A 23,771-nucleotide genomic window follows, 5' to 3' on the forward strand; every position below is an offset into this window, starting at 1 on the left:
GCACGAAGGACGGAGAACAAGATGCAGATGCAAAGTTTCGCCCCGATCATGTTCGCGGGGCTGGTGGTCGTGATGCTGATCGGCTTCCCGGTCGCGTTCTCGCTGGCGGCGCTGGGGCTGGCGTGCGGCTTCTTCGCCATCGAGATGGGGTGGTTCCCGGCGGCGTTCATGGGCAACCTGCCCATCTCGATCTTCTCGATCCTGTCGAACGAGCTGCTGCTCGCGATCCCCTTCTTCACCTTCATGGGGACGATCCTCGAGAAGTGCGGCCTCGCCGAGGACATGCTCGACTCGATGGGGCAGCTCTTCGGCCCCGTGCGCGGCGGCCTCGGCTACTCGGTCATCATCGTCGGCTTCATCCTCGGCGCGATCACGGGCACCGTGGCGGGCCAGGTGATCGCGATGGCGCTCATCTCGCTGCCGGTGATGATGCGCTACAACTACAACATGCGCTACGCCACGGGCGTGCTGGCGGCCTCGGGCACCATCACGCAGCTCGTGCCGCCGTCGCTCGTGCTCGTGGTGCTGGCCGACCAGCTCGGCAAGCCCGTGGGCGACATGTACAAGGGCGCCTGGGGTCCGTCGATCCTGCAGATCCTGTTCTTCGCCGCCTACACCTTCGCGCTGGGCCTCGTGCGTCCGCAGGACATCCCCGGCGTGCCGAAGGAAGCCCGCACGCTGCACGGCTGGGCGTTGTGGGGCAAGTGCCTCAAGGGTATTGTCCCGTCGGCCGCGCTCATCTTCGTCGTGCTTGGCTCGATGGGCGGCCTGCCGTTCCAGGACCACGCGATCGCGACGCCGACCGAGGCGGGCGCGATGGGCGTGGTGGGCGCGCTGATCCTCGCCGCGATACACCGGCGGCTGTCGTTCGCGCTGCTGTGGGAGGCGATGCACGGGACCATGCGGCTCACCGCGATGGTCGTCTTCATCCTCATCGGCTCGCGCGTCTTCAGCCAGGTGTTCCAGGGCGTCGACGGCGCGATCTGGGTCGAGCACCTGCTCACCGGCCTGCCGGGCGGCCAGGTCGGCTTCCTCATCGTCGTCAACATCTTCGTCTTCTTCCTCGCGTTCTTCCTCGACTTCTTCGAGATCGCGTTCATCGTCGTGCCGATGCTCGCGCCGGTGGCGGCGAAGATGGGCATCGACCTGATCTGGTTCGGCGTGATCCTGTGCGTGAACCTGCAGACGAGCTTCATGCATCCGCCCTTCGGCTTCGCCCTGTTCTACCTGCGCGGCATCGCCGACACGCTGTTCAAGGAGAAGCGCATCCCGAGGCCGGTGCTCTCCAACGACATCTACCTCGGCTCGATCCCGTGGGTGTTCATGCAGCTGCTGCTGGTGGCCGTCGTGATCTTCTTTCCCAAGGTCGTCACCGTCTTCCTCGACGAGGAGGTGAAGGTCGATCTCGACAAGGTGAGGATCGAGGTGCCGGCCGACCTGCCCGCCGCGGGCATGCCTTCGGCCGAGCCCGCGGCCGGTGCGGCGTCCGGCGCCGAACCCGCGGCCGGCGGGACGTCGGCCGAGGACGAAGAGCAGAGGAAGATCGACGAGCTGTTCAAGGAAAAGAAGTAGCCTTGTCCGCGCCCTCCCTTTCCGAGACGCTGGGTCCGCCGCCGTTTCGCTTCGAGCCGCGGCCGGCGCGAATCCGGGCGGCCGCGTTCTCGCGGTTCTTCCGGCTGCTCGCCACGGGCCTCGTCGCCGCCATCGGCACCTGGATGCATTCGCTATGGGCCGCGGGAAAGCTCGCGCCGGCCGGCGCCTCGAACGCGATGGCGCTCGGCTGGCCGCTGGCGGCCTTCGCCGTCGTCGCGATCACATGGTGGTTCATCCAGACCAGCAAGACCACGCTGACGCCCGAGGCGTTGCACCAGAGCTGGATGTGGGACAAGAAGATGGAACTGCACGAGCTCGCTTACGCGAAGCTCATTCGCGTGCGCGGCCTCGAATGGCTGATCGCGCCGCGCCTGTACGTGCGCACCCTGCTGGGCAAGTTCGCGGTGTTCTACACGGCCGACAAGGCGATGCTCGAGGAGTTCGAGCGGCTCGTCGTCGAGTTGAAGTCGTTCCGCAACTTCCGTTGAACGCCGCTGCGTCATTCCCGCGGAGGCGGGAATGACGGGGGCTGCTATCAGACCTTCACGCCCGACATGTAGCTCGAGTAGCGAAACTCCGAGAAGCGCTCCCACAGCATCTGGTCGCGCTGGAACGCGCGCATCGACTGGTGGATCTTCTTGAACTCGGGCGACTTCGCCTCGTGCGCGGCGAACACTTCCTGCGCAGCCTTCCAGCCCGCATCCATGATGTCCTTGCTGAACGGCCGCAGCTTCGTCTTGGCGGCCACCAGGCGCTTGAGCGCGATGGGGTTGCGGGCATCGTACTTCGCGGTCATGTCGCGCGCGGCCACGTTGGTGGCGGCGTCGACGATCGCCTTGAACTCGGCCGACAGCGCGTTGTACGCCTTGGTGTTGATGAAGAACTCCAGCTCGGCGCCGCCTTCCCACCAGCCGGGGTAGTAGTAGAAGGGCGCGACCTTGTTGAAGCCGAGCTTCTCGTCGTCGTAGGGGCCGACGAATTCGGTGGCGTCCAGCGTGCCCTTTTCGAGCGCGGAGTACACCTCGCCCGCCGGCATGTTCTGCGCCACGACGCCGAGCTTGGCCATCGCTTCGCCGAAGAGGCCGCCGCCCAGGCGCATCTTCAGGCCCTTGAGGTCGGCGACGGTCTTGATCTCCTTGCGGTACCAGCCGCCCATCTGCGTGCCGGTGTTGCCCGAGCTGCGGCTGGTGAAGCCGTACTTGGCATAGAACTCGTCCATGAGCTTGCGGCCTTCGCCGTGCTCCATCCACGCATCCATCTGGCGCGCGGTCAGGCCGAAGGGCACGGCGCAGCCGAACGCGAAGATCGGGTCCTTGCCGGTGAAGTAATAGGGCGCGGTCTGCGCCATGTCGATGCTGCCTTGCTGCAGCGCGTCGACCACGCCGAACGGGGGCGTGATCTCGCCGGCCGCATGCACAGACACTTCGAACTTGCCGCCGGACAGCGCCCGCACGGTCTTCGAGAACATTTCGGCGCTGCCGAAGATGGTGTCGAGCGACTTGGGGAAGCTGGAGGCGAGGCGCCAGCGCACCGCGGCCTGCGCATGCACCGCGGGCGCGACGCCGGCGGCGACGATGCCGGCGATGCCGGCGTTTTTGATGAGGGAACGGCGATCCATTGGATGAAGACTCCTGTTGTCTGTCTCGAGTTACTGCGCGCGCGATGATGAAGCTCGGCGGACTCGAAACCCTGTCAGAAGGCTGGCAGCGCGTGGGGAACGTGGCGCCGAAGCGAGTATTCGGCGCGCCAGGCGAGTCGGCTGGCTGTCGGGCGAGTCACGAGCCGCGGTATTCGGCGTGCGCCGCGAACGCGGGCTGCATGAGCTCGGCGTCCGCCCGGGACAAGCCGGTCTGCGCGGCGATGGCTCGCCAGTCGTCCACCACGCCGGCAATCTCCTCCACGACGACCGCGGCGGCAACCTCGTCGACACCATAGAACTCGGAGGTCTCGAGCACCGACTCGAGGCTGGGCCTGTCGTCGACGTCGTCGATGTTCAGCACATGGTGCGCCTTGTCCGGACTCGCGTTCACGTCGAAGGCGGGTGCGAGCCGCCACCCGGCCTGTCCGAGCAGGAATCCGTGATTGCGCAAATGATCGTCGCGGTTTCCGACCGCCACGTTGAACGCGACGCGCCGATAGAGCTGCCGCAGGTCCGTCGCCGCGTGCGGCGCATCGCCGTGGTGGCGGATGAATTCCGCGAGCTCGAGGTAACTCGTGCCTTCGCTTCTCTCCTTGCGCAGCAGGGTCATGGCCGAGGCGTAGAAGCGGCGCTTGCCCGCCACGCGGTCGAACCGCTCGACGCAGAAGGTGTGGAATCCGGAGCCGACCCGGTGAACGCGCGCGCGGGGCACGTCAACGCCGGCGAGCAGCGCGAGCCGATGAACGACGTATTCCCAGCCGCCGATGTCGCGGTCGTCGTCGCGCGCGGGAAACTTCGCGATCCAGAGCGTGCCATCAGTGTCCGTGAAATTGGCCTTCGGTCGCGCCCCGCCCAGCGATGCGCCCGGCGCAACGAGCACGGCGAGCCATTTGCGCAGCGCATCGAGGTCGTCGATGCGCTTGCCCGTGAGTTGCAGAGCCACGGCTTCGAGGTCGCGCAAGGTCGTCACGGGCGGGGCGGCCATTTTCTCGTCCGCCAAGAAGCCTTCATCTCCGGGCCGCCGGAAGCGCAAGGCGCCCTGCCGGGTGGGATCCTGGACGCCGACGAGGACGTCCCAAGCGTAGAGCGTACGCGCCGCGCGCTTTTCGTCCTTGGCCTGAAGCGCCTCACGGCGCTTCATCAGCGTCTGGCCCCAGCGATCCGGGGACGAGTCGAGAAAGATCCCGAAATTGCCCAGCTCGGGCTTCGGAAAGAACGGCTGGTCGTCGAGCGACAGGTCGGGGTCGAGTGCGAAGGCGCGAGGATCGTGCAGCCACGCCCGGTCGTAGCGGAACCGGATCTGACCCCGGTCGTGCGACAGCATGCCGACGCGCGCAAGCGGCCCGACGTCCGCGTCCAGCCACACTTCGAGCGTACCTGCCGACACGCTCATGGAGGAGTCCCCTGCGCGTCGAGCGAAAGATCCTGCAGCTTGCGGCCCACCTTGTCGTCCGCGGCCACGAGATCGAGGTCCTTCTCGAGCCCGAGCGCGGCGAGGACGCGGAGATACGTCCCCATCGTGGCGCGGCCATCGCCGCTTTCCACGTTGTAAAGCGTCGCCCGCGCGATGCCTGCTCGCTGCGCGATCGCGGTCGCCGTGAGCCTGCGACGCAAGCGCGCGAGGCGAATGCGCTCGCCCAGGGCCTTCAGCGTGCGCTGCTCCTGGGGGAAGATGATGGGTGGACGGCTCGGCATGTCCACCATTTTAAGCAAAATCCTGTTTCTTTGTAAAAAATGGTGGACATAAGCGCGAACGGACGGCACGAAAAAAAAGGCCCCGAAGGGCCTTTGTCGTGCGCGAGCGCCTCTTACAGCTTCTGCGACTGCATGAACCGGTCGAAGGTCGCTTCGGTGAAGCGGAACCAGAGGTTCTGGTCGGCGCGGAACTTCGAGTAGTCGGCGTAGACCTTCGCCCACTCGGGATTCTTCGCATTCAGGTCCGCGTAGAGCGCCATCGCCGCCTTGAACGCCTCGGACAGCACCTCGTTCGGGAAGGGACGCAGCTTGGTGCCCGCGCCCACGAGCTGTTTCAGCGCCATCGGGTTGCGGCCGTCGTAGCGCGCCTGCATGATGATGTGCGCCTCGGACGCGGCCGCTTCGACGATGGCCTTGTTCTCCGGCGACAGCGCGTCGTAGGCCTTCTGGTTCACGAACAGGTCGAGCTGCGGGCCGCCTTCCCACCAGCCGGGGTAGTAGTAGAACGGCGCGACCTTGTTGAAGCCGAGCTTCTGGTCGTCGTACGGGCCCACCCACTCGGCCGCGTCGATCGTGCCCTTCTCGAGCGCGGTGTAGATCTCGCCGCCCGGCAGGTTCTGCGGGATGGCGCCCAGCTTCTCCATCACCATGCCGGCAAAGCCGCCCGTGCGGAACTTCAGGCCCTTGAGGTCCTTGACCGACTTGATTTCCTTGCGGTACCAGCCGCCCATCTGCGCGCCGGTGTTGCCCATGGGGAAGTTGATGATGCTGTACTTCGCGTAGAACTCGCGCATCAGCTTCATGCCGTTGCCCTCGAACATCCAGGCCGTCATCTGCCGGCTGTTGAGGCCGAAGGGAATCGCGCAGCCCAGGCCGAACACCGGGCTCTTGCCGAAGTAGTAGTACGGCGCCGTGTGGCCGCACTCCACCGAGCCCTGCTGCACGCCGTCCACGATGCCCAGCGCGGGCATCAGTTCGCCCGCGGCGTGGACCGACACCTCGAACTTGCCGCCGGACATCTTCTTCACCCGGTCGGAGAACACCTCAGCAGCGCCGAAGATGGTGTCGAGGGCCTTGGGAAAGCTCGACGCCATGCGCCAGCGCACTGCCGCCTGCGCGTGTACCGCGGGCGCGACGCCGGCGGCCAGCACGCCGGCGATGCCGGCATTCTTGATGAGGGAACGACGATCCATGGATTGCACTCCTGAGAAGGACAAGGCTGACGGAATCTGACGCAACTAAAGTTTGCGAGAGCGAATCCATTCTAGGAATCTGCCGATGCAGTAGCTCAGGGGTTTTCCCGTGAGGAAACCCTGACAACCTTCGACTGCACGCGCGCAGTCAGTCTTTTTTCAGGAACCGTTGCTTTTCAGCCGACAACCTTGAGCGATGGCGCACCGCGATCGAGCAAAGTTGCGAAGCGCGCCTGGATCGACGCTTCGATGCCCGCCGCATCCAGCCCCTGCAGCGCGAGCAGGCGGGCGGGGTCGCCATGCGGCGCGTACTCGTCGCGCAAGCCGAGCTGCAGCACCGGCTTGACGATGCCCGCGGCGTTCAATGCCTCGGTCACCGCACTGCCCGCGCCGCCCATGATCGCGCCCTCTTCCACCGTCACGAATGCCTCGTGCGTCTGCGCGAGCTGCAGGAGCAATTCCGTGTCGAGCGGCTTGGCCCAGCGCATGTTGGCGACGGTGAGGTTCAGTCGCTGCGCGGCTTCGAGCGCGGGGTACAGCAGCGTGCCGAAGGCCAGCACCGCCACGCCCTTGCCCTGCCGCCGCACCTCGCCCTTGCCGAAGGGCAGCGACGACAGCCCCGGCTCGATGGCGACGCCGGCGCCCGCGCCGCGCGGATAGCGCACGGCCACGGGATGGTTCTGCTCGAACGCGGAGGTGAGCAGCTTGCGGCACTCGTTCTCGTCGGCGGGGCAGGCGATGCTCACCTGCGGAATGCAGCGCAGGTAGGGGATGTCGTAGGCGCCCGCGTGCGTGGGGCCGTCCGCGCCGACCAGGCCCGCGCGGTCGAGCGCGAACACCACGGGCAGGTTCTGCAGCGCGACGTCGTGGATCAGCTGGTCGTAGCCGCGCTGCAGGAAGGTGGAATAGATCGCCACCACCGGCTTCAGGCCTTCGCACGCCATGCCCGCGGCGAAGGTCACCGCATGCTGCTCGGCGATGCCGACGTCGAAGTAGCGGTCGGGAAAGCGTTTTTCGAATTCGACGAGGCCCGAACCCTCGCGCATGGCGGGCGTGATGCCGACCAGGCGCGAGTCCTTCGCGGCCATGTCGCAGAGCCACTGGCCGAACACCTGCGTGAAGGTGGGCTTGGGCACGGTCGCGGGCTTCGTGAGGCCCACCGCCGGGTCGAACTTGCCCGGGCCGTGATACGCCACGGGGTCGGCCTCGGCGAGCTTGTAGCCCTGCCCCTTCTTCGTGACGACGTGCAGGAACTGCGGCCCCTGGAGGTTGCGGATGTTCTCGAGCGTGGGGATGAGCGAGTCGAGGTCGTGGCCGTCGATGGGGCCGATGTAATTGAAGCCGAACTTCTCGAACAGCGTCGCGGGGACCACCATGCCCTTCGCGTGCTCCTCGAAACGCTTGGCGAGTTCGAACAGCGGCGGCGCGATGGACAGCACGTTCTTCGCGACGGTCTTGCCCGCCGTGTAGAAGCGGCCGCTCATGAGCTGGGCCAGGTAGCGGTTGAGCGCGCCCACCGGCGGGCTGATCGACATGTCGTTGTCGTTGAGGATCACGAGCAGGTTGCAGTCGCACACGCCCGCGTTGTTGAGCGCCTCGAAGGCCATGCCGGCGCTCATCGCGCCGTCGCCGATCACGGCGATGGCCTTGCGCCGCTCGCCCTTGTGCTTCGCGGCCAACGCCATGCCGAGCGCCGCCGAGATGCTGGTCGACGAATGCGCGGTGCCGAAGGTGTCGTATTCGCTCTCCGCGCGCTGCGGAAAGCCCGCGAGCCCGCCCAGCTGGCGCAGCGTGTCCATGCGGTCGCGCCGGCCGGTGAGGATCTTGTGCGGATAGGTCTGGTGGCCCACGTCCCACACGATGCGGTCGTGCGGCGTGTCGAACACGTAGTGCAGCGCGAGCGTGAGCTCCACGGTGCCGAGGTTCGAGCTCAGGTGGCCGCCCGTCTTGGCGACGCTGTCCAGCACGTATGCGCGAAGCTCGTCGGCGACCTGGCGCAGTTGCGCACGGGGCAGCTGGCGCAGTTGCGCGGGGGTCTCGATCTGTTGCAGAAGCGTCATAGAAGCATCATCAGTGTTCCCGGTCCACCACCAGCTCGGCCAGGCCGCGCAGCGCCCGGGTGTCCTCGAGCCCGCTCGCGACCAGCGCGCCGCGCGCCTGCTCGAGCAGCTCGCGCGCATAACCGCGCGCCCGCTCGAGCCCCAGCAGCGAAATGTACGTCGGCTTGTCCTGCGCCGCGTCCTTGCCCGGCGTCTTGCCGAGCGTCGCCGAGTCTGCGGTGACGTCCAGGATGTCGTCGACCACCTGGAACGCGAGGCCCACCGCCCGGCCGTAATCGGCCAGTGCCGCGGCTGCGTCGGGCGTTGCGTTGCCGCACGCCACGCCCATCATGACGCTCGCCTGCAGCAAGGCGCCGGTCTTCAGCCGATGCATGCGGCGCAGCTCGTCCTCGGTCAGGGTGCGGCCAACGGCGGCAAGATCGATCGCCTGCCCGCCCGCCATGCCCGCATGGCCCGCGGCCCGTGCGAGGAGTGCGCACAGTCGCGCTTGCGCCGCCTGCGGCACGCCGCCGGCGTCGTCCGGCTCGGGCGTCAGGAATTCGAAGGCCAGCGCCTGGAGCGCATCGCCCGCGAGCAGCGCCGTCGCCTGCCCGAACCGCACATGCACAGTGGGCTTGCCGCGGCGCAGCACGTCGTTGTCCATGCAGGGCATGTCGTCGTGGACGAGCGAGTACGCATGGATGAGCTCGACGGCGCAGCCGGCGCGCAGCGCGGCTTCTTCGTGGCCCCGCACCGCTTCGCTCGCCGCCATCACGAGCAGCGGCCGCAGGCGCTTGCCGCCGTCGAGCACGGCGTAGCGCATCGCCTCGCCCAGGCCGGCCGGCGCATCGGCGGGCAGCCATTGGTCGAGCGCACGCTCGACGCGGGCGAGCCGCTCGGCGCACCACGCACCCAGCTCGAAGCCGGCGGCGACCTCCGCGCCCTTCACTCTTGCGTCCATGGTTTCAAAGTCGTTCCGTCGAGCACCTTGATCTGGTCTTCCACGGCCTGCAGTTTGTCACGGCAGTACTTCAGGAGATCGGCTCCGCGCTCGTACCCGGCGAGCAACTGCTCCAGGGGGAGCTGGCCGGATTCGATCTGTCCCACGAGCTGCTCCAGCTCGGAGAGTGCCGCTTCGTAGCTGGCCGGTGGCGTGTTGGAGGCTCGGGTCATGAGATCTTTGAGTCGATCATGGATTTTAGGCGGGCCGCCCCCAACTGACCCCCCGGGGTAGAATCGCCCCTCCTTGGTCGTACCCCCGCGCGCAGTCGCGGCCCTGCCCCTTCATAGGGGGAGTCTCTAGGTCAGGTTCCCGTGTCTGATTTAAGTCTTCAATTCAAGCAGGCCGTAAGTCAACTTCCGGTTTCCAGCTATTTCGACGAGGCGCTGTTCACGCGCGAGATGGAGACCATCTTGCAGCCCGGCCCACGCTACGTGGGCCATGAACTGGCAGTGCCCGAGGTCGGCGACTACCTGGCCCTCCCGCAGGAGGGCGAGGGGCGCGCCCTCGTGCGCACGCCCGCCGGCATCGAGCTCATCTCCAACGTCTGCCGCCATCGGCAGGCCGTGATGCTGCGCGGGCGCGGCTCCATCGCGCCCGGACACGGCGCCTCCGGCTCCGGCGGCAACATCGTCTGCCCCCTGCACCGCTGGACCTACAGCGGCGGCAACGGCAGCCCCGTGGGCACGCTGCTGGGCGCGCCGCGCTTCGCGGACGACCCCTGCCTGAGCCTCAAGCGTTATCCGCTGCAGAGCTGGAACGGGCTGCTGTTCGAGGCCAACGGCTTCGACGTGAATGCCGCGATGCGCCGCCTCGGCCCGACGCCCGAGCATTTCGACTTCTCCGGTTACGTGCTGGACCACGTCGAACTCCACGAGGTCGACTACAACTGGAAGACCTTCATCGAGGTCTACCTCGAGGACTATCACGTCGGCCCGTTCCACCCCGGCCTGGGCAACTTCGTGACCTGCGACGACCTGCGCTGGGACTTCGGCAAGCACTGGTCGGTGCAGACCGTCGGCGTCGCCAACGCGCTGGGCAAGGCCGGCTCGGACGTCTACGGCAAGTGGCACGACGAGGTGCTGCGCTGCCAGGGCGACAAGCCGCTGAAGCACGGGGCGGTGTGGCTCACCCTTCATCCGAACGTGATGGTGGAGTTCTATCCCAACGTGCTGGTCGTCTCCACGCTGCTGCCCAAGGGGCCGCAGAAGACGGTCAACGTGGTGGAGTTCTTCTACCCCGAGGAGATCGCCGCCTTCGAACGCGAGTTCGTCGAGGCGCAGCGCGCGGCGTACATGGAAACCTGCGTGGAGGACGACGAGATCGCGCTGCGCATGGACGCCGGCCGCAAGGCGCTCCACGAACGCGGCGACAACGAGGTCGGCCCCTACCAGAGCCCGATGGAAGACGGCATGCAGCACTTCCACGAGTGGTACCGCGAGATGATGGGCGCGCACGTGCCGGCCGCCTGAGTGGCCTGGATCCTTCTATCGTCGTTCTTCTTCGCGACGATGGCGGTCTGCGTGAAGATCGCCTCCGAATGGTTCGGCACGGCCGAGATCCTGTTCTACCGCGGCGCGATCGGCATGCTCCTGATGTGGCTGTGGGCGCGCTCGCGCGGCGAGACGCTCGCCACCGCCTACGGCTCGATGCACCTGTGGCGCAGCGTCGTGGGCGTGATCTCGCTCGGCGCGTGGTTCTACAGCATCGCGTACCTGCCGGTCGCCACCGCGATGACGCTCAACTACATGAGCAGCGTGTGGATCGCCGTCTTCCTCATCGGCGGCGCGCTGTTCGCGTGGAATCCGCGCGACGGTCTGGCCGCCCCGCTGCGGCAGGGACCGCTCGCGGCCACCGTTGCGGCGGGATTCGCGGGCGTCGTCCTCATGCTGCGCCCCACGCTCGAACAGGACCAGTTGTTCGCGGCCGTCATCGGCCTGCTGTCGGGTCTCACGGCCGCGATCGCGTACCTGCAGGTCATGGCGCTCGGCCGGCTGGGCGAGCCGGAGACGCGCACGGTGTTCTATTTCGCGCTGGGCTCGGCGATCGGCGGCCTCGTGGGCATGTTGGCGACCGGCACGGCCGTCGGGACCGCGTCCGACTGGCACTGGTCGCGCGCCGGCTGGCTGCTGCCCATCGGCCTGCTCGCGGCGCTGGGGCAGTTCTGCATGACGCGCGCATATGCGGAGACGTCCACCCTGGTCGTGGCCAACCTGCAATACTCGGGCATCGTGTTCGGCGCGCTGTACAGCCTGCTGCTCTTCGGCGATCGCATTCCGCTCCTCGGCTGGGCCGGCATGGCGCTGATCGTCGCGAGCGGCATCGCGGCCACCGTGCTGCGTGCGCGCGCAGCGCCCGACTCGCCCGCGGAGGAACATTGACATGACGAACAGCCCCCTTATTTCCGCCGAGGAACTCCTCGCCCTGCGCGCGAGCGGCGCGCGGCACATGGTGTTCGACTGCAGCTTCGACCTCATGAACCCCGCGGCCGGCGAGGAGCAGTACCGGCAGGCGCACATTCCCGGCGCGGTGTATGCGCACCTCGACCATGACCTGAGCGACAAGGGCACGCCCGACGCGAGCGGCAAGTACCAGCCCCATCCCGACGCCGCATCGGGCGGCCGCCATCCCCTGCCCGGCCGCGAGAAGTTTGCGATCTGGCTCTCCAGCGTGGGCTTCGCCAACGACATGCGCGCCGTGGTCTACGACCGCAACGGGGCCAATTACTGCGGCCGCCTGTGGTGGATGCTGAGGTGGGCCGGCCACGAGGCCGTGCAGGTGCTCGATGGCGGATTGCAGGCCTGGCAGGCGGCCGGCGGGAAGGTCGCGAGCGGCGCGGAGCCATCGCATTTCCAGTCGAACTTCGAACTCGGCGAGCCGCGCGCGACGCTGGTCACGACCACGCAGATCGAAAGCGCCCTGGGCACGCCGAAGCACACGATCATCGATGCGCGTGCGCCGCAGCGCTATCGCGGCGAAGTGGAGCCGCTCGATCCGGTGGCCGGCCACATTCCCGGCGCGCTCAATCGCCCCTTCACGCAGAACATGGGCGCCGACGGGCGCTTCAAGTCCGCGGCGCAGTTGCGCTCGGAGTTCGAGGAGTTGCTCGCCGGCCGCGACGCCGCGAGCGTCGTGCATCACTGCGGCAGCGGCGTGAGCGCGCTGCCGAACGTGATCGCCATGGAAGTCGCCGGACTGGGGCGCCCGGCGCTCTATGCCGGGAGCTGGAGCGAGTGGTGCGGCGACGCGAAACGGCCGGTCGCAAAAGGACCGGCCGCTGGGGGCTGAGGAGACCCGGTCGCCCGGGTCTGGCGGGGCGCGAGCCCCGTCATCGTCAGCGCGTCGTGGTCGTGGTGCTGGGCGTGCTGCTCATCGCGCCCGTCGAGCCCATGCTGCCGCCGCCGGCGGATGTGGACGCGTCCGTGCTGCTCATGCCCGGCGTGCCGGCCATGCCCGAGGTGCCCGTGGTCGTGCCGGCGGTGCCCGAAGCGCCCATCGACGTGCCGGAGCCCGCCGTCGAGGCCGTGTCCGTGCTGGAGGTGCCCGTGGAGCCGCTGCCCGCGGTCATGCCGGAGGTGCTGGAATCCGTCGTGCTCGGGGTGCTACTCGACGTCGAGCTGGCGCTGTCCGTCGAGGACGGCATCGGGGTCGTGGTGGTGGGCGTCGAGCTGGTGGCGGTCGTGTCGTCCACCTTCTTGCCGCAGGCGCCCAGCGACAGGGCGGCCACGACGGCCAGGGCAGTGGCGCAACGGGTGAGTGTGGGGTTGTTCATGGGTAGCTCCTTGAGTCTCTATCGATCTCGCAGGAGATCGGGTGGGTGGTTGGGTGGAAAGGGCGCCCGGGTCGGGTCCTGCGGTCACTCTAGACACGCCCCGCTGCGGCTGTGTCATCCGCGACTGCCGAAGCTTGTAGGACAGCAGGGCGGAGAAGAGAAGAGCTACGCAGCGCTCAAAGCCTGCCGAGCGCCGAGGCGAGCGCCTTGCGCACATCGGGGAACTGATGCACGTCGCTGTGCCCGGCGCCGGTCACGCGCAGGAGTTGCGCTCCGCGCACCACGCTGCACAGCTTCTCGCTGTGGCTGATCGGGATGAGCTCGTCCTTCTCGCCGTGGATCAGCATCACCGGGCCGAGCAGCTTGGCCGCATGGTCGAGCGTGTGCAGCGGGTAGCGCAACACCCGCTCGACGGGCACCCAGGGATAAAGCTCGGACGCGAGGTTGCGCATGCTGCTGTAGGGCGACACGAGCAATGTGAGGTCTGGCGCGCGGCCCGCCGCGCACAACTGCGCGGCGAGGCCCGCGGCCAGCCCCGTTCCCAACGACTGCCCCGAAATCACGACCCGCTTGCCTTCGTACTGCGGCGCGAAATGCTCCCACACGGCGGACACGTCGGCGCGCAGCTGCTCTTCGCTCGCGATGCAGCCGCTCGATTTGCCGAATCCGCGGTAGTCGAACATCACGACGTCGAAGTTGGCCTGGCGAAACGCGTCCAGCTCCACGAACCACTTCTTGAGGTTGCCCGAGTTGCCGTGCAGGAAGAAGAACACGCCGCGCGGATTCTCCCGCTTGAGGTGGGCGACCGACAGCCGCGCGCCCGGCACGTCGACGAACAGTTCGTGCGTATCGGCGTCCTTCGCGATGGGTTCGTCGTGCGGCAAGGCCTCGGGCTCAAACAGCAGCCGCTCCTGGCGCAGCCACAGGTAGCCGATGGCAGCTGCGTAGACGGCGCCAACGGCGGCGAGGACGGTGGCGGAGAAGAGGGCGTAGACCATGGAGCCTCCCCGGCCAGTGCTAGCGGCTGCGCTTGCCATTGGCGTTGCCTTGCTGCGGACGAATCGCGTTGGCCATCGCTCCACTCCCTTCTTCTCGCTTCGATCTTGTAGGCCGGCGGTTGCCGACCGTTGAAGCAAGTGTGGTCCAGCGTGGTGCGCGCGACCTGTCGGCACCCCGCGTTGGGGCACGTAGGACGCCGACCGTTCGTTATGCAGGAACGAGGTACAGCTCGCGCAGGCGCGCGCGCTCGGGCTCGCGCAGGCCCAGGCCGTCGCGCAGATAGCCTTCGAGCCCGCCGTAATCCTCGTCCACCGCATCGAAAGCGGCCTGCAGGAACTCCGGCTGCACGCGGTACATCACGTGCGCCACCTGCGGCGGCAAGGTCCAGCCCTGTGGGCCGTCGGGGTTCAGGTGGTCGTTGGTCGCGAGGTAGTCGGCCAGCACATGTTCGTGCGGCACGTCGAGCGCGCCGAGCACGAGGGCCGCGGCGAAGCCCGTGCGGTCCTTGCCCGCGGTGCAGTGGAATACGGTAGGCTCGTTCTTCTCCAGCAGGTGGCCGAAGAACTCCCTGAAGCGGTCGGAATTCGTGCGCACGAAGCCGCGATAGGTGTCGCGCATCAGTTCGACGACGTCGTCCGCCGACAGCTCCGCGCCCGCATCGAGCAGCGTGTGCAGCTTCTGCACGATGGTCGGCTCGATGGCGAGCGAATGCACCGCGACGCCGGGCACGCGACATGCGGCCGACTCGCGCTCGGTCACGCCGCGGAAGTCGATCACGCGGGCGATGCCGAGCGCGTGGATCTGGCGGGAATCGTTTTCGTCGAGCGCGCCGAGGTGGTCGCTGCGATACAGCGTGCGCGGCCGCAGCCGCAGGTCCACCGGCACGTGCAGCGCGAGGTCGCGGAAGTTGGCGGGGCGCGTGGGGAGAGGCGTCATGCCGACGATGGTACCATTGATCGCACGATTCATCGTACGCCGAATCGTGCTTAGAATCACACCATGAACAGCCTGACCGCGAACGACCTCAAGACGCGCGGCGTTGCCGCCATCGAGGAGAAGCTCTCTGCCCAGCCGGAGGCAAGCATCTCCGTGCGCGGCAAGGAGCGGTTCGTCGTGATGGACATGGCGCAGTACCGCTACCTCCGCGAATGCGAGCTCGACGCCGCCCTGGCGCAGAGCCGGGCCGACGAAGCGGCGGGTCGCGTCATCGTCGAGACCGCGGCACAACACATGCAACGGCTGGAGGCCCTGCTCGCCGCCGACGCGGCGCCTGCACGCAAGAAGCGCGGCTGATGGCCTGGCGCCTGCGGTTCACCGAGTCGTACCTCAAGAACGAACTCAAGTTCCTGCGGCGGCATCCCGACCTGAAGACGCAATACGGCAAGGCGCTGGCGCTGCTCGAGGCGAATCCCCATCATCCATCGCTGCGCCTTCACGCGCTGGCCGGTCGGCGGGAGGGGCTGCATTCGGTGTCGATCACCCTTTCGTACCGCATCACCATCGAGTTCGTGATCCGCGAGACGACGATCGTGCCGATCCAGGTGGGGAGCCACGACGAGGTGTATTGAGCAAAGATGTTTCCGCCGCCAGCCGATGGGCCGGCCCCTGCGGCTAGACTGCGACCATCATGATTCCGATTTCACGCCGCGCCGCCCTCTTCGCCGCGCTCGCGGCTCCCCTCGCCGCCTGGGCACAGGACGCCGCACCCGACCCCGAAAAGGAAAAGGAAAACGCCGGGCGCATCACCGCGCAGGGCTTCCTGCTGGTGCTCGATCGGCGCGACTGGGGCACTGCCTGGGAGTCCACCAGCGCCCTCTTCCGCCGCAACGTGCCGCTGGGCAAATGGATGGACGCCATTCCGCAGGTCCGGCAGCCGCTCGGCAACCTCGTCGAGCGCAGCGTGGTGGGCACCGGGTACAAGGACTCGCTGCCGGGGCATCCCGGCAAGGGCGACTACGTGACCGCCACCTTCCGCAGCAAGTTCGAGAACAAGGAAGTCGAGGAAACGCTGACCGTGATGCGCGAGCCCGACGCGCGCTGGCGCGTCACGGGCTACCAGGTCCGCTGAGCATCACGGCGCGCGGCGCGCCCATCGTGGCCGTCGACGCCGGCCGTCCGCCGGCCAGCACGACGTGGTAGCGCACCGTGGACAGGTGCCGCTGCGCCCAGGCCTGCAACTGCGGATCGCGCGACACGGCAAGGACGCGCTCGAAGCGCGCGGCATCGTTCGTGTTCGTCTTCAGGGCGACCTCGTCGAGATACACGCGGTCGAACTTCGGACCCGACGCAGCAGCCAGGGCGCGAATCACGCGCACTTCGTCGTTGCCCCGCAGCGGCAGCGCCATGCCGCGCTGGTGCAGCAGGTGCAGCACTTCCGGTTGCGTGGCCGCCGCATGATTGACGAGCGCCGCGGCCACCTGCCGCACGCGCGGGTCGGCGGAGCGGGCCAGCGCGAGCCGCGACGCCTCGGCCTGGAAGCGCAGGTTGCCCGCGACCTCCTGCAGGAAACGCCGTTCCTGGCGCTGCTCGGGCGTGAGCTTTTGCACGGCCGCAGCGCCGTTGCCGGCGGGCGCGAACGCCGGCCGGTAGGCCGCGTGGGACTGCGCCCGGGCCGTCGTGCCCAGTGCCAAAACCATCGCCGCGGCCGCGGCCGCGCACACCATCTTCATCGTCCTCCCTCCGGCGTCGCCGCCGTGAACTCGTTCAGCCCTTGCCGGCGCCCTTGCCGCCCGCCTGCGGCAGGGCCTTCGCCGCCGCCAGGTGCTGGCGCAGCACCGGCAGCGTCTTGTCGACGAAGGCCTTGAGCTCGGCGTCCTTCACGTCCTTGCTCGCCTTCTCGAACAGCTTGATGTTCTTCTCGTGGTCCTTGATGCCGACTTCCCTCACGAAGTCCTTGTCGAACTCGGCGCCCGTCTTCTTGCCGAGCTTCTCGATGTCCTTGCGAAGTCCGCGCGGCGGGGCCGCGGGCAACTCGACCGCGCGCGCATTCGCGATCTTCACGAGCTCGTTGTTCGCGGCCGTGTGATGGTCGACGAGCATGCTGGCGAAGCTCTTGACCTGCGCGTCGGTGGCCTTGCTTGCGGCCAGCTGCGCGATCTGGACTTCGAACATCCCGTTCTCGCCCGCCGTCTCGATGAACTTGCGGTCGCCGCGGGCGAGCTTGTCGTCCTGCTTCGTGGGCGCGTTGCGGGTACCCGCGCCGGCCTGCGCGGCGGGCGCCGCGCCGCCGCCCGTGACGGAGCTGCCGGCGCCGGGGGTGGATGTGGTGGACTGGGCGAAGGCGGTGGAGAGCGCGAGCGCCAGCACCGCCGGTGCGACCAACATGGATCTGTTCATTTCCTGACTCCCGTTCGTTCGAACATGTGTGAATTGAATGCAGAGGTGACCCGGCATCGACCTACAAACGATAGGCCGCCCGCACACCGCCGCATGTGGGAAAACCGCCGATGAGTTGTAGGACGGACGCGCCCGGTGCCGTGCAGGCGGTTGCGAGGTTCACATTTCCTTTGCAATGCAGCCCGCCCGGCTTCACAAACGCGGCGCAGCATCGATGCATCGCGCCACATCGCGCCACGAGCGCAGAAGGAGAACCAACATGATCGCCATCCGGAAACCGTGGGTCGCCTACGCCGCCATCGCCACCGCGGCAGTCGCCGCCGCGCTCGCCGCGCCGAAGGCGGAGGCCGGCACCTCCTGGAGCGTGCAGATCGGCGTGCCCGCCTATTCGACGCCGTACTACTACCCGCCCGCGCCGGTGTACTACCAGCCCGCCCCGGTCTACGGCACGTATTACAACTACGCGCCCGCCCCGGTATTCGGTGCCTCGTACTACTACGCGCCCCAGCGTGCGTATGGCCATGGCCATCGCCGCGGCCGCGATCTCGACCGCGATGGCATCCCGAACCGCTTCGACCGCGACCGTGACGGCGACGGCGTGCCAAACCGCCGCGACCGCAGCCCCAACAACGGCTGGCGCCGCTGATCGGTCAATGGGCGTGGGCGAAGCTGCCGGCCACGGTCACCATCCCGATGCCAACCAGCAGCCAGGCGACCTGGGCGACCGTCTCGCGCGCGCCCAGGCGCTTCTGCAATTGCGGAATCAGGTCCGCCAGCGCCACGTAGATGAAGCTGCTGCTCGCGACCACGAGGAAGTAGGGTAGAAGCGCCTGCAGCCGGTCGACGAGCCACCAGCCCAGCAAGCCGCCCAGCGGCGTCACCGCCCCCGCCAGCGACACCTTGATGAGCGCCGCCCGGCGGTTGCCGCTGTTCTGGCGCAGCACGACCAGATCGCCGATGTGGTGCGGTATCTCGTGCGCCAGCACGGCGAGCGCGGCCACGATGCCCAGGCGCAGGTCCGCGACGAAGGCCGAGGCGATGAGAACCCCGTCGCCGAAGCAGTGGACGCTGTCCCCGGTGAGGATCGCCCAGCCGCCGGCCGTGTTGCGCGGCGGCGGCGCGTGGTGATGGGCGGGGCGATGCGCCTCGTGCGCATGGGGATGCCCGTGGCCGTGGACATCCCCGTGATCGTGATGGTGGTGGTGCTCATGCCCGTGGTGCCACAGCTCCGCCTTGTCCAGCAGGAAGAAGAACACGATGCCCACGAGCAGGGTCGCGAACAGTTCCTTCGCGCCCGCCTGGCTCTCCATCGCTTCGGGCAGCAGGTGCATGAAGGCGGTCGCCAGCAGCGCGCCTGCCGCCACGCTCAGCAGGTGCTGCGTCGCATTTCCGCGCGCCTGCGGCGCCTCGCCCGGCGACCAGCCCAGGCGCAGGAGGCCGGCCGCGAGCCACACGCTGCCGATGCCGGCCGCGAAGGTGGCGAGAAGGATGGGAATGAGCGTCGTCAAGGCGGGAAACGGATGGGCGGTCGCAAACGCGGAACCATGGAGTCTTGCACAATCGCCGCTGTCGAATTCACAGGAGCACCATCATGCCCACCATCCGCGTCGATCTTTTCGAAGGCCGCACCGACGAGCAGAAGCGCGCCCTCGTCAAGGCGCTCACGCAAGCCTGCGTCGACACCATCGGCAGCACGCCGGCGAACGTCGACGTGATCCTGTACGACATCAAACCCACCGACTGGGCCACGGGCGGCGAGATGTGGTCGGAGCTCAAGAAGAAGAAGGCCGGCTAGGAGGGGGTGGTCAGCAACGAGGACCCCCGAGGCGCCTACACAAGCGTGCCGGCGGCTTCGTGCAGGCTCAGGAAGGGCTTGTGGGCGAGTTTCTGCGGCAAGTCTGTCTGCGCGAGCCTGTCCATCACGGGACCGCGGACCTCCGCGAAGTGCAGTTCGATACCGCGCTCACGCAGGTCGGGTTGGAGGCGCTGGAGAGCCTCGACGGCCGTGAGGTCGATGCGATTGACCGAGGACAAGTCCAGGACGAGATGCCGGACGTCCCCTCGCCGCTCGATCTCCTCCTCGATGCGGTTGAGGACCGCCGGCACATTGGCGAAGAAGAGGCTTTCGTCGACCCGCATCAGCAGCAGGCCGGGATAGGTCTTCACGGCAAAGCGTTGCTCGTTGCGGAAGTGCTCGCTGTCCCCCACCCGTCCCACAACGGCAATGTGCGGCCGGCTGGCACGCCAGAGAACGGTGCCGATCGACATTGCGACACCGAGCCCGACGCCGGACTCGACCCCGAGCGCAAGAACCCCCAGCGCCGTCACCAGCCAGGCGATGGCATCGGCCCGGTCGTAGTGCCAGGCGTGCCGCAGCGTCGCGAGGTCCACCAGACCGATCACTGCAACGATGATGGTCGCCGCGAGCACCGCGAGCGGCAGCCTCTCGAAGAGTCCGGTGAGGCCGAGCAGCACCACTGCCATGAGAGCGGCGGCAATGACGTCGGCGACAGGCGTCCGGGCGCCAGCCGCGAAGTTCACCACGCTGCGTGCAAAGCCGCCGGTGACGGGGAAGCCGCCGGAGAAGGCGCTCGCCAGGTTGGCAGCGCCCAGGCCGCGGAGTTCCGCATCGAGGTCGATCCGCTCCCCCCGCTTGATCGCGAGCGATTGCGCCACCGAGACGCTCTCCACGAAGCCGATCAGCGCGATCATCACGGCGGGAATCGCAAGGGCTTGCACCTGGCCGATGGATGGCAGCGTGAACCCCAGAGCCGGCAGTCCTGCCGGGATGGTCCCCACGACCGCGACGCCCGCGCCGACGTCCAGCTTCAACGCCCACACGGCCGTGATGGCGAGCAGCACCACCACCATGGGGGCCAGCTTCGCGAGGATTTCCGCGCCCTTGGCCCCCATGCCCGCGCGACGCAGTCCGTCCGCGAGGAATCGGCGCGACGCCCACAATGCCAGCACGGAAAACAGTCCCAGCATGGCGGTGGGCAGATGGAGCTGATTCGCGCGCGAGATCAGCGAAACGAGCAGTTCCAGAGCCGTCCCACCCTTGGCGGGTATGCCCAGCAGCGGCTTCAGCTGACCCAGTGCGATGAGCACGGCCGAGCCCGTCACGAAGCCGGAGATGACGGGGTGGCTCAGGAGATTCGCCACGAACCCCATACGCAGCAGGCCGAGCACCAGCAGCACGACGCCACCCAGGAGCGCCAGCAGCATCGACAGCAGCACGTACTCCGCGCTGCCGGCGGCGGCAAGGGGCGCCACTGCGGAAGCGGTCATGAGCGACGCCACGGCCACCGGCCCGACCGACAGGGTCATGCTGGAGCCGAGCACCGCGTAGGCGACCAGGGGCAGGATGCTGGCGTACATGCCCACGTGCGGCGGCAGTCCCGCAAGCATCGCGTACGCGAGGCTTTGCGGCACCAGCAGGATCGTGACCACGATGCCCGCGACCAGGTCCTGGACGGCCCTGCCCCGGTCGTAGCCCGCGAACCACCTCGGCAGCCACGGTTTCGTCATGCTCGCTCCTCTTTCGATCTATTTCACGATATTCTATCGTTTGATATATTGATCGTCAAGGCAGGGCAAGTTCGTGCGCGGCGCCGAACCCCCAACGACGCTCAGTGCGCCTTGTCCCAGTTCGGCCCGATGCCGATCTCCGCGAGCAGCGGCACGCGCAGTTCCGCCACGCCGGCCATCAGCCGCGGAATCTCCGTCTTCAGCCAGTCGACCTCGTCCTCGGGCACCTCGAACACGAGTTCGTCGTGGACCTGCATGATCATGCGCGTGCGGCGCCCTTGCGAATCGAGCGTCTTCTGCACCTCGACCATCGACAGCTTGATCAGGTCCGCCGCCGTGCCCTGCATCGGCGCGTTGATCGCCGCGCGTTCGGCGCCGCCGCGGCGCGGGCCGTTGGGTGAGTTGATCTCGGGCAGGTAGAGCCGGCGGCCGAACACGGTCTCGACATAGCCGCGGCTCTTCGCCGAAAGCCGCGTCTCGTCCATGTACGCCTTCACGCCGGGATAGCGCTGGAAATAGCGGTCGATGTAGTTCTTCGCGGCCGAGTTCTCGATGCCCAGGTTGCGCGCGAGGCCGAAGCTGCTCATGCCGTAGATCAGCCCGAAGTTGATGACCTTCGCATAGCGCCGCTGCTCGCTCGACACCTCGCCCGGGGCGACGCCGAAGACTTCGGCGGCCGTGGCGCGGTGGACGTCGAGGTTCTCGCGGAACGCGCGCAGCAGCGCCTCGTCCTCGCTGATGTGCGCCATGATGCGCAGTTCGATCTGGCTGTAGTCCGCGCTCGCGATGCAGTGGCCCGGCGCCGCGATGAAGGCCTCGCGGATGCGCCGGCCCTCCGCCGTGCGGATCGGGATGTTCTGCAGGTTCGGATCGTTGGACGAAAGCCGCCCCGTCACCGCCACGGCCTGCGCGTAGTGCGTATGCACGCGGCCCGTCTTCGGATGCACCATGAGCGGCAGCTTGTCGATGTAGGTGCCCTTGAGTTTCGACAGGCTGCGATGCTCCAGCAACTTGGCGGGCAGCGGGTAATCCTCGGCCAGCTTCTCCAGCACCTCCTCGTCGGTCGAGGGCGCGCCGCTCGCGGTCTTCTTCACGACCGGCAGGCCCTGCTTCACGAAGAAGATCTCGCCGATCTGCTTGGGGCTGCCCAGGTTGAAGGGCTGGCCCGCGAGCTCGTGCGCTTCCTTTTCGAGCTGCATGATGCGCTGGCCGAGTTCGTGGCCCTGCCGCCCGAGCTCCTCGGTGTCGATCAACACGCCGTTTCGCTCGATGCGAAACAGCACCTCGCTCGACTCGATCTCGAGCTCGTAGATGAAGCGCAGCTTCGATTCGCGTTCGAGCTTGGGCCACAGCGCCAGGTGCACGTCCAGCGTCTGGTCGGAGTCCTCGCAGGAGTATTCGGCCGCCTTCTCGATGGGCACCTGGTTGAAGCCGATCTGGTGCGCGCCCTTGCCGGCGATGGTCTCGTAGTCGATGCCGCTGCGCCCGAGATGCCGTTCGGCCAGGCTCGCGAGTCCGTGGGGCTTGTGGACTTCGAGCACGTAGCTCTGCAGCATCGTGTCGTGGACGTAGCCGCGCACCTCGATGCCGTGGTTCGCGAACACGTGGCGGTCGTACTTCACGTGCTGGCCGAGCTTCTTCCGCTCGCCGTTCTCCAGCCACGGCTTCAGCTTCGCCAGCACCTCGTCGCGCGGCAGTTGCTGCGGCGCGCCCTGGTAGTCGTGCGTGAGCGGGATGTAGCACGCGGCGCCCGGCTCCGTGGAGAACGACAGGCCGACGATGGACGCCTTCATCTCGTCGAGCGAATCGGTCTCGGTATCCAGCGCGACGAGGTCCGCCGACTCGATGCGCGCGAGCCACGGCGCGAACGCCTCCCAGGTGAAGATCGTGTCGTATTGCAGGTTGGCGACCTGCGAGATACCGGACAGGTCGGGCTCGTCGAACAGGTCGGCGTGTCCCTGCGCTGGCGGGCCCGCGCGCTTCGCGCCGCGATGCTCCTCGATCAGCTCCGGCGGCACGTCGTGGGTCTCGAGCTGCTTGACCAGGCCCTTGAAGCCGTACTTCTCGTAGAACGCCTTGAGCGCCTCGCTGTCCTGCCCGCCGATCACGATGTCGTCGAGCTCGGGGAAGCCGGGGATGTGGTCCTTCAGGTCGCAATCGACGCGGATCGTCAGCAGCTCGCGTCCCTTGGGCAGCCAGTCGAGCGCGCGGCGCAGGTTCTCGCCGACGGCCCCCTTCACCTTGTCGGCATTCGCGACCAGGTTGTCGAGCGAGCCGTACTCGGCGAGCAGCTTCACGGCCGTCTTGGGGCCGACCTTGTCGACGCCGGGCACGTTGTCCACGGCGTCGCCCACGAGCGTCTGGTAATCGACCATCAGGCGCGGCGGCACGCCGAACTCGGCTTCGACCCCCGCGGCGTCGCGTCGGCGGTCGTTCATCGTGTCGATGACGATCACATGGTCGTTCACGAGCTGCGACAGGTCCTTGTCGCCGCTGGAAATGACGGTGTGGATGCCTTTTTGCGTAGCCATGCACGACAGCGTGCCGATCACGTCGTCGGCCTCGACGCCGGGGACGTTCAGCACCTTCCAGCCGAGCAGGCGCACGACCTCGTGGATCGGCTCGATCTGCGCGCGCAGGTCCGGGGGCATCGGCGAGCGGGTCGCCTTGTAGTCGGGGTAGAGGTCGTCGCGGAAGGTCTTGCCCGGCGCGTCGAAGACGCAGCAGGCGTAATCGGCGCGCACGTCGCGCCTGAGCTTCTGCATCATGTTGATCATGCCGCGGATCGCGCCCGTGGCCGCGCTCGCGGGATCGCCCGGCACGGCCCGCAGGTCGGGCATGGCGTGGAAGGCACGGTAGAGGTAGCTGGACCCGTCGACCAGCAGCAGGACCTTCCTGCCTTGTTCTTCTTCGCTCATTCAGCCTCCGCCGAGCCGCCTCAAGGAGGCTGAGGCCCCCTCGGGGGGCAGCGCAGTAC

Annotated in this window: 25 protein-coding genes; 10 read left to right on the plus strand and 15 right to left on the minus strand. The window is 67.8% G+C overall.

Annotated elements, in window-relative coordinates; all coding sequences use genetic code 11:
* The first annotated feature begins 21 nt into the window (after positions 1-21).
* Positions 22-1,572 (plus strand): TRAP transporter large permease subunit, encoded by a 1,551-nt coding sequence (locus tag AB7E83_RS04660; protein ID WP_428565832.1) that lies wholly within the window; start codon positions 22-24, stop codon positions 1,570-1,572.
* 2 nt (positions 1,573-1,574) lie between these two features.
* Positions 1,575-2,081, plus strand: a complete 507-nt coding sequence (locus AB7E83_RS04665) for a hypothetical protein (protein ID WP_428565834.1) — start codon at positions 1,575-1,577, stop codon at positions 2,079-2,081.
* A 47-nt stretch (positions 2,082-2,128) separates the two neighbouring features.
* On the opposite strand, the gene AB7E83_RS04670 is transcribed toward AB7E83_RS04665, so the two are convergent.
* From AB7E83_RS04670 to AB7E83_RS04700, 7 genes are all read right to left on the minus strand, one after another.
* Positions 2,129-3,211 (minus strand): TRAP transporter substrate-binding protein, encoded by a 1,083-nt coding sequence (locus AB7E83_RS04670; RefSeq protein ID WP_428565836.1) that lies wholly within the window; start codon positions 3,209-3,211, stop codon positions 2,129-2,131.
* Between the two features lie 157 nt (positions 3,212-3,368).
* The gene (locus AB7E83_RS04675) at positions 3,369-4,625 is read right to left on the minus strand and encodes a type II toxin-antitoxin system HipA family toxin (RefSeq protein WP_428565837.1); all 1,257 of its coding nucleotides are present in this window, start codon (positions 4,623-4,625) and stop codon (positions 3,369-3,371) included.
* On the minus strand, positions 4,622-4,927 hold the full coding sequence (locus AB7E83_RS04680; protein ID WP_428565839.1) for a helix-turn-helix domain-containing protein: 306 nt from the start codon (positions 4,925-4,927) through the stop codon (positions 4,622-4,624). Before AB7E83_RS04680 ends, AB7E83_RS04675 begins: the two co-directional genes overlap by 4 nt.
* 113 nt (positions 4,928-5,040) lie before the next feature.
* Positions 5,041-6,120 carry a TRAP transporter substrate-binding protein gene (locus AB7E83_RS04685; RefSeq protein WP_428565840.1) on the minus strand — a complete coding sequence of 360 codons (1,080 nt, stop codon included), beginning with the start codon at positions 6,118-6,120 and terminating at the stop codon, positions 5,041-5,043.
* Between the two features lie 176 nt (positions 6,121-6,296).
* Complete coding sequence (gene dxs / locus AB7E83_RS04690; RefSeq protein ID WP_428565841.1) at positions 6,297-8,180, minus strand: 1-deoxy-D-xylulose-5-phosphate synthase; 1,884 nt, start codon at positions 8,178-8,180, stop codon at positions 6,297-6,299.
* 10 nt (positions 8,181-8,190) lie between these two features.
* Positions 8,191-9,120: a polyprenyl synthetase family protein gene (locus AB7E83_RS04695; RefSeq protein ID WP_428565842.1), complete on the minus strand. Its 930-nt coding sequence runs from the start codon at positions 9,118-9,120 to the stop codon at positions 8,191-8,193.
* Positions 9,105-9,332, minus strand: a complete 228-nt coding sequence (locus AB7E83_RS04700; RefSeq protein ID WP_428565843.1) for an exodeoxyribonuclease VII small subunit — start codon at positions 9,330-9,332, stop codon at positions 9,105-9,107. Before AB7E83_RS04700 ends, AB7E83_RS04695 begins: the two co-directional genes overlap by 16 nt.
* A gap of 141 nt (positions 9,333-9,473) precedes the next feature.
* Between AB7E83_RS04700 and AB7E83_RS04705 the strand changes: the two genes are divergently transcribed.
* Genes AB7E83_RS04705 through AB7E83_RS04715 form a run of 3 tightly spaced genes read left to right on the plus strand, consistent with a single transcriptional unit; the run spans position 9,474 to position 12,447 of the window.
* Positions 9,474-10,631: an aromatic ring-hydroxylating oxygenase subunit alpha gene (locus tag AB7E83_RS04705; protein ID WP_428565845.1), complete on the plus strand. Its 1,158-nt coding sequence runs from the start codon at positions 9,474-9,476 to the stop codon at positions 10,629-10,631.
* A 9-nt stretch (positions 10,632-10,640) separates the two neighbouring features.
* A complete protein-coding gene (locus tag AB7E83_RS04710; RefSeq protein WP_428566159.1) occupies positions 10,641-11,540 on the plus strand; it encodes a DMT family transporter in 900 nt (299 codons plus the stop codon).
* A 1-nt stretch (position 11,541) separates the two neighbouring features.
* Entirely contained in the window at positions 11,542-12,447 is a 906-nt protein-coding gene (locus AB7E83_RS04715) for a sulfurtransferase (RefSeq protein ID WP_428565846.1), read from the plus strand.
* 46 nt (positions 12,448-12,493) lie between these two features.
* On the opposite strand, the gene AB7E83_RS04720 is transcribed toward AB7E83_RS04715, so the two are convergent.
* The 3 genes from AB7E83_RS04720 to AB7E83_RS04730 all read right to left on the minus strand — a co-directional run bounded on the left by AB7E83_RS04720 (position 12,494) and on the right by AB7E83_RS04730 (position 14,866).
* Positions 12,494-12,931 carry a hypothetical protein gene (locus AB7E83_RS04720; protein ID WP_428565848.1) on the minus strand — a complete coding sequence of 146 codons (438 nt, stop codon included), beginning with the start codon at positions 12,929-12,931 and terminating at the stop codon, positions 12,494-12,496.
* Positions 12,932-13,107: 176 nt separating this feature from the next.
* A complete protein-coding gene (locus AB7E83_RS04725) occupies positions 13,108-13,929 on the minus strand; it encodes an alpha/beta hydrolase (protein ID WP_428565850.1) in 822 nt (273 codons plus the stop codon).
* A gap of 208 nt (positions 13,930-14,137) precedes the next feature.
* Positions 14,138-14,866, minus strand: coding sequence for a tyrosine-protein phosphatase (locus AB7E83_RS04730; protein WP_428565851.1), 729 nt, complete (start codon positions 14,864-14,866; stop codon positions 14,138-14,140).
* Between the two features lie 63 nt (positions 14,867-14,929).
* On the opposite strand from AB7E83_RS04730, the gene AB7E83_RS04735 reads away from it, so the two are divergent.
* From AB7E83_RS04735 to AB7E83_RS04745, 3 genes are read left to right on the plus strand one after another with little or no spacing between them, the layout of a single operon-like run.
* Positions 14,930-15,223, plus strand: coding sequence for a hypothetical protein (locus AB7E83_RS04735; protein WP_428565853.1), 294 nt, complete (start codon positions 14,930-14,932; stop codon positions 15,221-15,223).
* Entirely contained in the window at positions 15,223-15,498 is a 276-nt protein-coding gene (locus tag AB7E83_RS04740; RefSeq protein ID WP_428565854.1) for a type II toxin-antitoxin system RelE/ParE family toxin, read from the plus strand. The genes AB7E83_RS04735 and AB7E83_RS04740 overlap by 1 nt, the downstream gene beginning before the upstream one ends.
* A gap of 59 nt (positions 15,499-15,557) precedes the next feature.
* Positions 15,558-15,998, plus strand: a complete 441-nt coding sequence (locus tag AB7E83_RS04745) for a DUF4019 domain-containing protein (RefSeq protein WP_428565856.1) — start codon at positions 15,558-15,560, stop codon at positions 15,996-15,998.
* Here the strand turns inward: AB7E83_RS04745 and AB7E83_RS04750 are convergent.
* Both AB7E83_RS04750 and AB7E83_RS04755 read right to left on the minus strand, forming a co-directional pair.
* Positions 15,976-16,599 carry a DUF4142 domain-containing protein gene (locus tag AB7E83_RS04750; protein WP_428565857.1) on the minus strand — a complete coding sequence of 208 codons (624 nt, stop codon included), beginning with the start codon at positions 16,597-16,599 and terminating at the stop codon, positions 15,976-15,978. The two genes, AB7E83_RS04745 and AB7E83_RS04750, sit on opposite strands and share 23 nt — an antisense overlap.
* Before the next feature lie 34 nt (positions 16,600-16,633).
* Positions 16,634-17,266 (minus strand): DUF4142 domain-containing protein, encoded by a 633-nt coding sequence (locus tag AB7E83_RS04755; RefSeq protein WP_428565858.1) that lies wholly within the window; start codon positions 17,264-17,266, stop codon positions 16,634-16,636.
* A 259-nt stretch (positions 17,267-17,525) separates the two neighbouring features.
* On the opposite strand from AB7E83_RS04755, the gene AB7E83_RS04760 reads away from it, so the two are divergent.
* Positions 17,526-17,912 carry a thrombospondin type 3 repeat-containing protein gene (locus tag AB7E83_RS04760; protein ID WP_428565860.1) on the plus strand — a complete coding sequence of 129 codons (387 nt, stop codon included), beginning with the start codon at positions 17,526-17,528 and terminating at the stop codon, positions 17,910-17,912.
* Positions 17,913-17,916: 4 nt separating this feature from the next.
* Here AB7E83_RS04760 and AB7E83_RS04765 read toward each other — a convergent pair whose 3' ends face one another.
* Entirely contained in the window at positions 17,917-18,774 is an 858-nt protein-coding gene (locus AB7E83_RS04765; RefSeq protein ID WP_428565862.1) for a ZIP family metal transporter, read from the minus strand.
* Between the two features lie 44 nt (positions 18,775-18,818).
* Between AB7E83_RS04765 and AB7E83_RS04770 the strand changes: the two genes are divergently transcribed.
* Positions 18,819-19,061 (plus strand): 4-oxalocrotonate tautomerase, encoded by a 243-nt coding sequence (locus tag AB7E83_RS04770; RefSeq protein ID WP_428565864.1) that lies wholly within the window; start codon positions 18,819-18,821, stop codon positions 19,059-19,061.
* Between the two features lie 35 nt (positions 19,062-19,096).
* On the opposite strand, the gene AB7E83_RS04775 is transcribed toward AB7E83_RS04770, so the two are convergent.
* Entirely contained in the window at positions 19,097-20,794 is a 1,698-nt protein-coding gene (locus tag AB7E83_RS04775) for a SulP family inorganic anion transporter (RefSeq protein WP_428565866.1), read from the minus strand.
* A 101-nt stretch (positions 20,795-20,895) separates the two neighbouring features.
* Complete coding sequence (gene polA, locus AB7E83_RS04780) at positions 20,896-23,712, minus strand: DNA polymerase I (protein WP_428565868.1); 2,817 nt, start codon at positions 23,710-23,712, stop codon at positions 20,896-20,898.
* Between the last annotated feature and the right edge of the window lie 59 nt (positions 23,713-23,771).

This window comes from Ramlibacter sp. (assembly GCF_050250995.1).
Lineage (GTDB): Bacteria > Pseudomonadota > Gammaproteobacteria > Burkholderiales > Burkholderiaceae_C > Ramlibacter.